Genomic DNA, 13,406 nt, shown 5'->3' on the forward strand with positions numbered 1-13,406 from the left:
ATGCCGCCGCCGGTTACACCGTTCGCGCCAGTTCGCGCCTGCGCTTGGCCAGCCGCTTCCCGACGATCCCGTGCCGCGGCCCGAACAGGTACACCAGGGTGAACCCGGCGCCCTGCACCAGCACGATCATCCCGCCGGACGCGGTGTCGAGGTGGTAGCTCAGGTACAGCCCGGTCACCGCGGCGAGCACCGAGAACGACGGCGCGATCACGAGCATCCGGCCGAACCGGTCGGTCAGCAGGTACGCCGTCGCGCCGGGGATGATCAGCATCGCCACCACGAGGATCACGCCGACCACCTGCAGCGCCACGACCGCGGTCAGCGCGAGCAGCCCGAGCAGCGCGGCGCCGAGCACCCGCGGGTTGAGCCCGATGGCGTGCGCGTGCGTGGGATCGAAGGCGTACAAGGTGAAATCGCGGCGTTTGAGCACCAGCAGGGTGAGCGTGATGGCGCCGAGGACGCCGATCTGGATGAGGTCCGAGGTGTCGACGCCGAGCAGGTTGCCGAAGATGATGTGGTTCAGGTCGGTCTGGCTCGGCGTCACCGAGATCAGCACGAGCCCGAGCGCGAACAACGTGGTGAACACGATGCCGATCGCGGCGTCCTCCTTGACCCGGCTGGTGTCCCGGACGACGCCGATCAGTGCCACGGCGAGGAAACCGAAGACGACGGCGCCCAGCGCGAAGGGCGCGCCGAGGACGTACGCGAGGACGACGCCGGGCAGCACGGCGTGCGAGACCGCGTCGCCCATCAGCGACCAGCCGATCAGCACCAGCCAGCAGGACAGCACCGCGCAGACGGCGGACGCGATGACCGTGGACGCCAGCGCCCGCATCATGAAGTCGTAGCTCAGCGGTTCGAGGAACAGGTCGTAGAGGCTCACGCGAGCTCCTCTTCCCGTTGCAGGACATCGAGTCCGAAGGCCAGCGCGAGGTTTTCGGGCCGGAGTACTTCGCCGGGGGAGCCGTGCGCGAGCACCTTGCGCATCAGCAGGATCGCCTCGTCGGCGAGGCCGGGCAGCGCGTGCAGGTCGTGCGTGGAGATCAGGACGGCGGCGCCGTCGGCCGCGAGTTCCTTGAGCAGCCGCGTGATCGTGGCTTCGGACCGCTTGTCCACGCCGGCGAACGGCTCGTCCAGCAGCAGGACGCGGGCGCCTTGGGCGATGCCGCGCGCGACGAACGCGCGTTTGCGCTGCCCGCCGGACAACTGGCCGATCTGCCGTCCGGCGAGTTCGGTCAGTTCGACCCGCTCCAGCGCGTGGTCGACGGCTTCGTGGTCCGCGCGGCGCGGACGCCGGGTGAAGCCGAGCCGCCCGTAGCGGCCGGTCATCACGACATCCCGTACGGACAGCGGGAACGACCAGTCGACGTCCTCGCTCTGCGGCACGTACCCGATCACGCCGGTCTTGCGCGCGCGGGCGGGGGTGCCGCCGTCGATCGAGACCGCGCCGGTGTCCGGCCGGACCATGCCCATGACGGTCTTGAACAGCGTCGACTTGCCGGAGCCGTTCATCCCGACCAGCCCGCAGACGTGACCGTGTTCGAGCGTGACGTCCACGCCGTCGAGCGCGAGGACGTCGCCGTAGTGGACCGTGACGCCTTCGACGCGGATCGCGGCCGTCACGGCTTCGCCCCGGTGAGCGCGGCGACGATCGTCTTCGAGTCGTGACGGATGAGGTCGAGGTAGGTCGGCACCGGGCCTTCGGGGCCGGACAGGGAATCGACGTACAGGACGCCGCCGAACGCGGCACCGGTCGCGGAGACGACCTGCTGCATCGGGGCGTCGGAGACGGTCGACTCGCAGAACACCGCGGGGACCTTGTTCTGCTTGACGAATTCGATGGCGCGGGTGATCTGCTGCGGCGTCGCCTGCTGTTCGGCGTTGACCGCCCAGATGTACCGCTCGGTGAGGCCGGTGTCGCGCGCGAGGTAGGAGAAGGCGCCTTCGCAGGTGACCAGCGCTCGCTCGTTCTGCGGCAGGCCGCTCAGCGCAGTCGTCATCTCGTCCCGCACCCCCTTCAGTTTCGCCTTGAAGGCGTCGCCGTTGGCCTTGAACACGGCGGCGTCGCCGGCGGAGAGCTCGCTGAACGCCTTCACCATGTTGTCCACGTAGATACCCACATTCGTCGGAGACATCCACGCGTGCGGGTTCGGCTTTCCCTGATAGGCGTCCTCACCGATGGCGATGGGCTGGACACCCTCGCTGACCACCTTGTGCGGCGCGTCGCTCTCCTTGACGAACCGGGCGAACCATGCCTCCAGGTTCAGCCCGTTGTCGAGGATCAGGTCGGCCTTCGCGGCCTTCTTGATGTCGTCCGGGGTGGGCTCGTAGCCGTGGATCTCGGCGCCGGGTTTGGTGATCGACTCGACCCTGAGCTTGTCGCCCGCGACGTTCGAGGCGATGTCCGCCAGGACCGTGAACGTGGTCAGCACGACGGGCCGCTTGTCGTCCGTGCCGCCGGCGGGACCGCCGCACGCGGACAGGACGAGCGCCGACGCCGCCAGCGCGCACACGGTCTTGCGCAGATTCGCCATCCCGTGAGTTTAGAGTTCGGTACGCCGAACTTCCAACTCTCGTGTGCCTTAAATCTCCGTCACCGTCCGGTCCCGCTCCCGCACGGTCTCCAGCAGGAGCTGCGAGACGTCGCGCACGGTGACGTTCTGGCCACGCTGTTCGCTCTGCCGCTGCACGAGACCGTCGTTCAGCATCACGCGACAGAACGGACAGCCGGTGACGATGGTTTCGGCGTCCGTGCCGAGTGCCTCGTCGACGCGTTCGAGGTTGATGCGTTTGCCGATCTGCTCCTCCATCCACATCCGCGCGCCGCCGGCACCGCAGCAGAGCGAGCGGTCGGCGTGCCGGGGCATCTCGCTGAGCGTGGCGCCGGTCGCGCCGACGAGTTCGCGCGGTGGCTCGTAGACCTTGTTGTGGCGGCCGAGGTAACACGGGTCGTGGTAGGTCACCGGCCCGGCGTCGACCGGTTTGACCGGGGTGAGCTTGCCCGCGCGGACGAGCCGGTTCAGCAGTTGCGTGTGGTGCAGGACCTCGTAGTGCCCGTCCAGTTGCGGGTACTCGCGGCCGAGCGTGTTGAGGCAGTGCGGGCAGGTGGTGACGATCTTGCGCGTACCCGGTTCGCGTCCCTCGAACACCGCGTTCAGCGTCTCGACCGTCTGCTGCGCGAGCATCTGGAAGAGGAACTCGTTGCCGGAGCGGCGCGCCGGGTCGCCGGTGCAGGACTCGTCGGTGCCGAGGATCGTGTACTTCACCCCGGCGAGATGCAGGAGCTCCGCGGTGGCGCGGACGGTCTTGCGGGCGTTGTCGTCGAAGGCGCCCGCGCAACCGACCCAGTAGACGTACTCGACGTCTTCGGCGAGTTCGCCGTCGAAGATCGGCACGTCGAAGCCGAGGTCCTTCGTCCACGCGAGGCGGTCGGAGTTGTTCTGGCCCCAAGGGTTTCCCTTGGTTTCGAGGTTCTTGAACAGCACGCCGAGTTCGCTCGGGAAGGCCGACTCGATCATCACCTGATAGCGGCGCATGTCCACGACGTGGTCCACGTGCTCGATGTCGACCGGGCACTGTTCGACGCAGGCGCCGCACGTGGTGCAGGACCAGAGGACGTCCGGATCGATGACGCCGAAGTCCTCCTTGGTGCCGACCAGCGGTCGTTCTTCAGGCGCTTCCTTGCCGTCAAGTATGTACGGCGCCTTCTCGAAGAGGTGGTCGCGCAGATCCATGATCATCAGCTTGGGGGACAAGGGTTTCCCGGTGTTCCACGCCGGGCACTGCGACTGGCAGCGGCCGCATTCGGTGCAGGTGGCGAAGTCGAGCATGCCCTTCCAGGTGAAGTCCTCGATCTTGCCGCGGCCGAACGTGTCGTCCTCGCCCGGATCCTCGAAGTCGATCGGCTTGCCGGCGGACTCCATCGGCAGCAGCGGGCCGAGCGCGTCCGGGAGGCGTTTGGCGGTCACGTTGACCGGCGCGAGGAAGATGTGCAGGTGCTTGGAGTAGAGCACGATCGACAGGAACGCGAGCATCACGCCGATGTGCAGCAGCAGCCCGACGGTCTCCAGCGGTTCGGTTACCGCGGGGCCGAGCGGCTCCAGGAGTTCGCCGACGCCGAGGGAAACCCACGCGCCCGACTCGTACGGGAAGACGCCGACCGCCGCCGACGCGCCCCGGAAGAGGAACATCGTCCAGATCACGTTGAAGATCATGAACAGGATCAGCCAGGCGCCGCCGGTGTGCGAGCCGAAGAAGCGCGACGCGCGATCTTTCCGTTCGGGTGCCTGGCGGATCCGGATGACCGCGAACACCGCGAGCGAGACGAGCACCGCGACCGCGATGAAATCCTGGAGGAACCCCAGCGCCGCCCAGTGCCCGATGAGCGGGATGTGGAAGTCGTGGTCGAACAGGGCGCCGTACGCCTCGACATAGACCGAGCCGAGGATCACGAAGCCCCAGAACGTGAACAGATGCGCGACCCCGGGGACGGACCACTTCAGCAGTTTGCGCTGCCCGAAGACCTCGGCCAGATGGGTTTTCGCGCGGACGGACATGACGTCCGAGCGTTTTTCGTCCGGCTGGCCGGACCGGATCAATTTGGCGAGCCAGAGCGCGCGGCGGGCGGCGAAGGCGAGACCGGCGATCGTGATGAGCAGACCGAGGATGAGACGAACGAGCACGAGTCCTCCGGGGGAGAATCGGCTCAGTGAGAGCCGGTGTAGTACCGGCACGCCTTGCAGGCGTACCGCATTTTGGCCACTCGCCACCGTTTTCGGTAGGCCTCGAGATGGCCCGGTCGTGGCGGATGCACGCCGAGCCGGTGGTGACGGCGGATCCGCCGCCCCGTTTCGAAGAGTTCGGTCGCCAGGCCGAGATAGGCGCGCCTGAGCGCGATACCCGGCTCCGCAGCGAGATTGTCCCGGCAGAACCGGTGCAGCAGAGCCAGATCCGGGAGACCGGGGGTGGTCGCGCCGGGAAGGTGTTCGACCACGCCGAGGCCGGGATGCCCGGCGGGAACGGAGAATCTCGCGGGAAGTCCACAATGGACGCAGGTGAGCGTGCAACTCAGACATCGGGTGACGTGGCGGATTCGCCGTTCGCGCCGATCCTCGCCGATCGTTTCGCGAACGTGCCACCCCATGGAGCCTCCCAAGACCGTGGTGTGTCCTGTGTCACTCTCAATACTGGAGAGTAGGGCGCGCTCCGGCGGTGCGACAGGTCCAACCGGATGGCTTTGGGGCGGCCGGTCGGCGTAACCCCACCTCGCAATCAGTCACCTACTTGCGGGAGGGGGCGGGCGCAAGTAGGTGACTGATTGCGGGGAGCACTGTGACCCACTCGTAGCCGAAAACGGCCCGCCCGGCGTCACGCGCTGGTTATAGTCCTGACCCGGGGTAATGGGGAGGGAACGACGGCGATGGGCGGGTTCGTCACCGCGGCTCTGGGGTTTCCGGCCGTGCTCTTCAGTTTCTTGCTGATCGTGGTGATCGGCTATTGGCTGCTGGCCCTGCTCGGTGCCTTCGATCTCGATGAGTTCGACGGCGGCGACGGGCTCTTGGCGGGCTTCGGCGGGGTCCCACTGTCCATTTCGCTCTCTCTACTGATCGCATTCACCTGGTTCGCCAGCCTGGCAGGGACGGTTCTACTCGATGACCTTGAGCTTTCGACACCATCGAGGATCGGGTTCGGGGCCGGCGTGGTCGCCGTCGTGCTGGTGCTCGGCACACTCGGGACGAGGGTGATCGTGGTGCCACTGCGCCGGGTGTTCGGTCCCGCGAAGGAACCGAGCAGGAGAGACTTCGTCGGCCGGGCGGCGGTCATCCGCACCTCGTCGGTCACTCATGACTTCGGCCAGGCCGAAGTCGCCGCCGCCGACGGGTCCACGGCCATTGTGGACGTTCGGCAGGCGGGCCAAGGCAACCTCACGGCGGGCAGCCGCGTAGTTCTCTATGACTACGACTCCGAAGGCGAGTTCTTCTGGGTCGAGTCCTTGGACATCTGAAGCAGAAAAGGAACAATATGGGTGCCATCAGCGTGGGGGCCGGCGTTCTGATCGCCGTGATAGTTGTCATCCTCCTGGTCTTGCTCTTCACCATCACCAGGTTGTTCAAGAAGGTGCCGCAGGGTAAGGCGCTGATCATCTCGAAGGTCCGCCGCGTCGACGTGACGTTCACCGGCGCGATCGTCCTGCCGGTGCTGCACAAGGCCGAGATCATGGACACCTCGGTCAAGGCGATGGAGATCACCCGCACCGGCCGCGAGGGCCTGATCTGCCGGGACAACATCCGCGCCGACATCCGGATCTCGTTCTTCGTGCGGGTCAACAAGACCACCGAGGACGTGATCAAGGTCGCGCAGGCCATCGGCACCGAACGCGCGAGCGACGAGGCGACCCTGCAGGAGCTGTTCAACGCCAAGTTCTCCGAGGCGTTGAAAACCGTCGGCAAGCAGCTCGACTTCGTGGATCTCTACACCAAACGCCACGAGTTCCGCGACCAGATCATCCGCGTCATCGGCACCGACCTCAACGGGTACAGCCTCGAGGACGCGGCCATCGACTACCTCGAGCAGACGCCGATGGCGCAGCTCGATTCGGCGAACATCCTCGACGCGCAGGGTATCCGCAAGATCACCGAGCTGACCGCGATCGAGCACGTGCGCACGAACGAGTTCCGCCGCAGCGAGGAAAAAGAGATCACCCGCCAGAACGTGGACGCCCGCGAGGCGATCCTCGAACTGGAGCGGCGCCAGGCCGACGCGGAGATCAAGCAGAACCGCGAGGTCGAGACCATGCGGGCGCGTGAAGAGGCCGAGATCGCGAAGGTGCAGGCGGAGGAACGGCTCAAGTCGCAGGCCGCGGGGCTGCGCACCGACGAGCAGCTCGGCATCCAGCACCAGAACCAGCAGCGTGAGATCGAGGTCGCGGGCAAGAACCGCGAGCGCGTCATCGCCATCGAGAGCGAGCGTATCGAGAAGGACCGCTTGCTCGAGGTCATCGGCCGCGAACGCGAGACCGAACTCTCCCGCATCGCCAAGGACAAGGAAGTCGAGACCGAGAAGCGGTCCATCGCCGAGGTGATCCGCGAGCGGATCGCGGTCGAGAAGACCGTGGCGGAGCAGGAAGAGAACATCAAGAAGCTCCGCGTCGTCGAAGAGGCGGAGCGTCAGCGCTCGGCCATCATCATCCGGGCCGAGGCGGAGGCGCAGGAAAGCCTCGTCAAGGACATCAAGGCCGCGGAGGCCGCCGAGGTGGCCTCGAAGCACAAGGCCCGCGAGGAACTGACGCTGGCCGAAGCGCGCCAGCAGGCCGCCGAACTGGACACCCGCGCGAGGATCCGCCTGGCCGAAGGCATCCAGGCCGAGGAGGCCGCCATCGGGCTGGCCGCGGCGCAGGTCAAGGAACGCGACGCCGACGCGCTGGAGAAGGTCGGCCGCGCGGAGGCGATCGTCGAACGCGAGAAGGCGATCGTGCTCGCCGACGGGATGCGCGACAAGCTCAAGGGCGAGGCCGAAGGCCTCACCGAGAAGGCCGCCGCGATGGCCGCGCTCGACACCGCCAGCCGCCAGCACGAGGAGTACCGCCTTCGTCTGGAGGCCGAGAAGGAGATCCGGCTCGCCGCGCTCAACGTGCAGCGTGAGGTCGCCGAGGCGCAGGCCACGGTCCTCGGCATCGGGCTGGAGAAGGCCGACATCGACATCGTCGGCGGCGAGACGATGTTCTTCGAGAAGGTGATCGGCTCGATCGGCATGGGTAAGAGCGTGGACGGCTTCGTCGAGCACTCGGACGTCGTCCAGACCCTCGGCAAGTCGTGGCTCGACGGTTCGGGCAGCTTCACCGACGACCTGACGAAACTGGTCGGCTCCGTGAGCACGGAGGACGTGAAGAACCTGACGCTGTCGGCCTTCCTTGCCAAGCAGTTGCAGGCGGGCGGCCCGGACAGCGACAAGCTGCGTGAGCTGCTGTCGATGGCACAGCGGCTCGGCCTCGCCGACAGCTCTGTCGCCACCCTCGCCCCCGCGAAGCAGTGACGACGACCGAATCGGCGGCAGGAACGGAGCAGCTGGACGCGGGCACCTATGAGGTGCTCCGCGCCCGGCTCGCCGCACAGGCCGCCGAACTGGCGAAACGCGCGGACGAGCTCAACAAGGCGCGGCTCGGGGTCTTCGGCAGCGCGCAGCTCGCGCTGATCGGCACGGAGCGGATCCGCACGGCGAACAACTGCGTGCCGCGGGACGTCGTGTCGGTCGGCGGGCGGATGTTGTTCGGCTACAACGTGTTCATCGGGCTCAAGCCCGAGACGACGGTCGACGACGTCTTCTCGCTGCACGGCTTCAGTCATGACGAAGAAGCGTTCCGCTTCGACGACGTGCCCGCCGAAGAGCTGCCGGAGCTGCTGCGCGACGAGCGGTTCGTCCGCGACTTCGCCGAGCTGTACCGCTACTACCGGCAGGCGAAACTGCTGCAGCTGCGGCGGGTCGAGGGCAAACTGCTCGCGGTGTTCCAGATCGGTCCGCGGACCGAGGACATCCGGGTGCTGCGCTGGGGGATCGCCGCGGACGGCACCTTGTCCTATGTGGACAGCCGGGGCGAACGCGACCACGTCTTCCCGCCGTCGCACGATTTCGAATGGATCGAGACCAGCCGTGAACAGCACGTTCTCGGTCGGCATCCGCATATCTCGATCGAGGACGAGGTGTTCGTCGAGACCGTCGGCGGCAACCTGACGGTCAAGGTCGAGAACAACACCGAAACCGGTGAGGGTGTCTACGCCGAGGCGGTCGACGAGCCGCTGCAGAGCCTCGCCGACGCCGAGGTGTCCTACGCCAGGATCGGCCCGCTGATCCTGCTGCGGGTGCTGCCGTACAAGGAGACCGTCCACCGGTACCTGGTGTTCAACACCCGCACGCGCGACGTCGTGCGCCTCGACGGGATCGGGCAGGCGTGCCAGCGGCTGCCCGAGGACCACGGGATCATCTTCCCCGGCGGCTACTACCTCGACACGGGTGTCAGCAAGACGTTCGACACCACCGTGGACGGTCTCGAATTCGAGCGCGTGATCCGCTCGCCCAACGGTGAGGACGTGCTCTACGTCTTCCACGCGCGGACCGACGGACGCTCGCTTCTCCTGCCGTACAACGTGATCCGCAAAGAGGTCTCGAACCCGATCCCGTGCCACGGGTACTCGCTGTTCGACGACGGCACGATGGTGTTGTTCCGCGCGCTGTCCGACGAGCCGAGCCGCGTGCACCCGATGCAGGTGTGGCGGACGCCGTTCCAGTCCGACACTTACGCGGCGTCGCAGCCGACCGGGACCGGGCCGTTGGAGCGGGTCGGCAACGCCGATCTGGTCCGCGGGATCTCCGACTGTCTTTCGATCGGCCGGATGGTCGGCGAGATGGCGCCGTCCGCGGCGGTGTTCGAGGCACTGATCGCCGCGTGCGCGCGGGTCTTCGACCATTACCACTGGCTCGGGGAGGCCGAACTCGGCGATCTGCGGTCGCCGTTGTCGGACGTCCGCGTCACCGCGGAACAGGTGCTCGACGAGTTCGAGACGGTCACCGCGCTCACTTCGCAGGCGGCCGACGCCGTCGAGGAAGCCGCCGCGGAAACCGCGTCGCTCGTGCGGAAGGTGCGGGGCGAGGCGCTGAACGCGGCCGACGCGTGGGTGCGCAGGCTCGCCGAAATGCACCGCGCGCGAGGCCATCTCGTCACCGTGCGGGAACTGCGCTATGTCGACACCGGCCGCGTCGACAAGCTGATCGCCGACCTCGACACGGAATTCGGCGAGGCCGCGCAGCGCGCCGTCCGGTTCCTGCAGGGCGAGGACGCGTTCACGAGCTACCACGCCGAGGTCGACGGGCTGATCGAGGCCGCGGGCGCGATCTCCACCGTCGCCGAGGCCGTCCCGGTCGCCGAGCAGCTGGACGAGCAGTCCGGCGGACTCGAGGTCCTCACCGACGTCGTCGGCGGGCTGGAGATCGCGGACGCCGTGGTGCGGACGAAGATCCTCGAACGCGTCGGCGAGGTCATCGGCGCGGTCAACCGGGCACGGGCCACCCTCGAAGCGCGGCGCAAGGAGCTACTGGAGACCGAGGGCCGGGCGGAGTTCGCCGCCGAGTTCGCGCTGCTCGCGCAGGCGATCACCGGCGGGCTCGCGGTCGCGGACACGCCTGACCGCTGCGACGAGCAGCTCGGCAGATTGCTGCTGCAGCTGGAAAACCTCGAATCGCGGTTCGGCGAGTTCGACGATTTCCTCGCGTCGCTCGGCGAGAAGCGCACCGACGTCTACGAGGCGTTCTCCTCGCGTAAGCAGGCGCTGCTCGACGAACGGGCGCGTCGCGCGGACAGGCTGGTCGACTCGGCCGAGCGGATCCTCACGAGCGTGACCCGGCGGGTCGGCACACTCGGTTCGGTCGACGAGATCAACACCTACTTCGCCTCCGACCCGATGGTCGCGAAGCTGCGCAGCGTGGTCGCCGAACTGCGCGACCTCGGCGACCAGGTGCGTGCCGAAGAACTCGAAGGCCGGGTCAAGGCCGCCCGTCAGGAGGCGGGTCGCGCGCTGCGCGACAGGCTCGACCTCTACGGCGAGGGCGGGGAGACGATCCGCCTCGGCCGCAACACCTTCGCGGTCAACACGCAGGACATCGACCTCACCCTGGTGCCGCACGACGGCGGGATGAAGTTCGCGATCACCGGGACCGACTACCGCTCGCCCGTGCGCGACGAGTCGTTCGAAGCGACGCGGCCGTACTGGGACCAGCTGCTGGTCTCGGAGTCGCCCGAGGTCTATCGCGCCGAGTACCTGGCGACCTCGATCCTGGCCGACCAGCCGGATTTGGCCGAGGCCGATCTGCTGGAGGTCGTCCGGCGCGTCGCCGGAGACCGCTACGACGAGGGTTACGCGCGTGGCGTGCACGACCACGACGCCGCCGCGATCCTGGCCGTGCTGGTGCGCCTGCGGTCCGCCGCGGGGCTGCTGCGGTATCCGCCCGCCGCTCGTGCCGCCGCCCAGGTGTTCTGGGCGTTCGGTGCGGACGAAGCGGCGAAGTCCGCCTGGACGACGCGCGCCGCGTCACTCGCGCGGGTGCGGGAGGCTTTCGGGCACACCACGGCGATCGACGCGCTGGCGCGGGAGCTCACCGAGGCGATGACGGCGTTCGCCACGTCGTCCGGGCTGACGCTGGACCTCGAACTCGCCGGCGAGTACCTGTTCGAGGAACTGGCCGACGGGTCCCCGGGGTTCGTCACCAGTGGTGGGGCGCGGACGCTGCTCGACAAGTTCCGGCTCGACCGCCGTAGCTTCGCCGAAGACCTGCGTGCCCTCGAAGACCTCGCCGACCGCTACCAGCTCGCCGAAGCCTGGCTGAGGTCCTTTGTGGATTCTTCCGGTCTGCCCGGCGACGAACTGACGGAGGCCGTCGCGATCGAACTGGCGGATTTGCCCCGCTACGATTCCTCGGCGGAGCTTTCGGCCACTGTGGACGGTCTGCTCGGCTCGCATCCCCGGATCGTCAACCGATCCCTGACCCTGCGGCTCGACGAGACGCTGGCCAGGACACTGCGGTTCCGGCGCGACCGGGTGCCGGGTTTCCGCGCGTATCAGCGGCTGCGCAACGATCTGGTGGCGGCCGAACGCGACAGGCTGCGGCTGACGGAGTACAAACCGAAGGTGATGAGTGCCTTCGTGCGCAACAGGTTGCTCGACGAGGTCTACTTGCCGTTGATCGGCGACAACCTCGCCAAGCAACTCGGCGCAACCGGCGACGCGCGGCGTACCGACCAGTCCGGTCTGCTGCTGCTCATCTCGCCGCCCGGTTACGGCAAGACGACCCTCATGGAGTACGTCGCGAGCCGTCTCGGGCTGGTGTTCGTCAAGGTGAACGGGCCGGCGCTCGGGCACGACGTCACGTCGGTGGATCCGGCGGACGCGCCCAACGCGACCGCGCGGCAAGAGGTCGAGAAGATCTCGTTCGCGCTGGAGCAGGGCAACAACGTGCTGTTGTATCTGGACGACATCCAGCACACCTCGCCGGAACTGCTGCAGAAGTTCATCTCGCTGTGCGATGCGCAACGGCGGATGGAAGGCGTGTGGGAGGGCCGGACGCGGACCTATGACCTACGGGGCAAGCGGTTCGCGGTCTGCATGGCCGGTAACCCGTACACCGAGCAGGGCAAACGGTTCCGGATCCCGGACATGCTCGCCAACCGTGCGGATGTGTGGAACCTCGGCGATGTACTTTCGGGCAAGGAAGAACTGTTCGCGCTGAGCTACATCGAAAACTCGCTCACCGCGAACACCGTCCTCGCCCCGCTGGTCTCCCGCGAACGGTCCGATGTGGACGTTCTGGTTCGGTTGGCGCGCGGCGACGGCTCGGTGCGGGCGGATCAGCTGAAGCACGCGTACTCGGCGACCGAACTGGAGCAGATCCTCGCCGTACTGCGGAAACTGACCAAGGTGCAGCGGATCATCCTGAAGAACAACCAGGCCTACATCGCTTCGGCGGCGCAAGCGGACGCGTCCCGGGTCGAACCGCCCTTCCAGCTACAGGGCTCGTACCGGAACATGAACAAACTCGCCGGCCGGATCGTGCCCGCGATGAACGACGCCGAACTCGAAGCGCTGATCGACGACCACTACGCAGGCGAAGCCCAAACGCTGACCTCTGGCGCCGAAGCCAACCTGCTCAAACTGGCCGAACTCCGCGGCCGCCTGACCGACTCGGAGGCCCAGCGGTGGGCGGCCGTGAAGGCGGCGTACCTGAGGGCACAGGCCCTCGGTGGCGACGACGAAGACCCGATGAGCCGCGCGGTCGGCGCGATGGGCCTCCTGGCGGACCGGGTCGGCGCGGTGGAGGCGGCGATCGAGCGCGCTTCGGAACGGATGGTCGTCCGGGACGTGATGTGAGGGCGTTCTTGGTTTTGCTTCGGGTCGGGTGGCCGCTGTTGCCGGGGTTCGGTGACGGCGGCCGCCTGGTTTGGCGGTAGCTCGCTTAAGGATTGATTGCCGGAAATCGGCGACGCCCTTGCAGTGGGCGAGAATTCGGGGCTGTGCCTCAGGGTGGATGTTCATCGGCGATGTAGAGCCTCGGTGCCGTGTCGCCTGGCCTTCGAACGGCCGGTGCTCATTGAGGCGTCATTGCCGAAAATCGGCAATGCCCCAGAGTGGCTTCGTGATCCGGAGTTGTCGGTGGTCGGTCGTAGGGTCGTGGGGTGGACATGCGCAGATCCGGGCCGGTGGCGCTACTCGGGAAACTCGCCGATCGGAGCGCTTTAGAGTCGGTGAATGCTTCGATAGGTTTGTTGGACGACAATGATTCCGTCGCTGTCGCGTAAGCGGCGTCGGTGGGGATCGCCCGGCTTGAGGCGGTCCGGTTCCGGGCGCTGGCCCGGCTGAACCGGC

General features: G+C 67.5%; 8 protein-coding genes. 3 read left to right on the forward strand and 5 right to left on the reverse strand.

Going from position 1 to position 13,406, the window contains the following annotated elements:
- Positions 1-13: 13 nt before the first annotated feature.
- Genes DL990_RS39575 through DL990_RS39595 form a run of 5 tightly spaced genes read right to left on the reverse strand, consistent with a single transcriptional unit; the run spans position 14 to position 5,143 of the window.
- The gene (locus tag DL990_RS39575; protein WP_199746788.1) at positions 14-883 is read right to left on the reverse strand and encodes a metal ABC transporter permease; all 870 of its coding nucleotides are present in this window, start codon (positions 881-883) and stop codon (positions 14-16) included.
- Positions 880-1,623, reverse strand: coding sequence for a metal ABC transporter ATP-binding protein (locus DL990_RS39580; RefSeq protein WP_125801736.1), 744 nt, complete (start codon positions 1,621-1,623; stop codon positions 880-882). Before DL990_RS39580 ends, DL990_RS39575 begins: the two co-directional genes overlap by 4 nt.
- The gene (locus DL990_RS39585) at positions 1,620-2,534 is read right to left on the reverse strand and encodes a metal ABC transporter substrate-binding protein (protein ID WP_125801737.1); all 915 of its coding nucleotides are present in this window, start codon (positions 2,532-2,534) and stop codon (positions 1,620-1,622) included. The genes DL990_RS39580 and DL990_RS39585 overlap by 4 nt, the downstream gene beginning before the upstream one ends.
- 48 nt (positions 2,535-2,582) lie before the next feature.
- Positions 2,583-4,682, reverse strand: a complete 2,100-nt coding sequence (locus DL990_RS39590) for a heterodisulfide reductase-related iron-sulfur binding cluster (protein WP_125788226.1) — start codon at positions 4,680-4,682, stop codon at positions 2,583-2,585.
- Positions 4,683-4,705: 23 nt separating this feature from the next.
- On the reverse strand, positions 4,706-5,143 hold the full coding sequence (locus tag DL990_RS39595) for a hypothetical protein (protein ID WP_125801738.1): 438 nt from the start codon (positions 5,141-5,143) through the stop codon (positions 4,706-4,708).
- A gap of 276 nt (positions 5,144-5,419) precedes the next feature.
- Between DL990_RS39595 and DL990_RS39600 the strand changes: the two genes are divergently transcribed.
- The 3 genes from DL990_RS39600 to DL990_RS39610 are packed head-to-tail and all read left to right on the forward strand — an operon-like array spanning position 5,420 to position 12,911.
- Positions 5,420-6,004 carry a hypothetical protein gene (locus DL990_RS39600; RefSeq protein WP_125801739.1) on the forward strand — a complete coding sequence of 195 codons (585 nt, stop codon included), beginning with the start codon at positions 5,420-5,422 and terminating at the stop codon, positions 6,002-6,004.
- A 17-nt stretch (positions 6,005-6,021) separates the two neighbouring features.
- Complete coding sequence (locus DL990_RS39605; RefSeq protein ID WP_125788223.1) at positions 6,022-8,031, forward strand: flotillin family protein; 2,010 nt, start codon at positions 6,022-6,024, stop codon at positions 8,029-8,031.
- Positions 8,028-12,911, forward strand: coding sequence for a DNA repair ATPase (locus DL990_RS39610; protein ID WP_125801740.1), 4,884 nt, complete (start codon positions 8,028-8,030; stop codon positions 12,909-12,911). The genes DL990_RS39605 and DL990_RS39610 overlap by 4 nt, the downstream gene beginning before the upstream one ends.
- The last annotated feature ends 495 nt before the right edge of the window (positions 12,912-13,406 follow it).

Origin of the sequence: Amycolatopsis sp. WAC 01416 (assembly GCF_003947485.1) — a bacterium.
Classification (GTDB): domain Bacteria; phylum Actinomycetota; class Actinomycetes; order Mycobacteriales; family Pseudonocardiaceae; genus Amycolatopsis.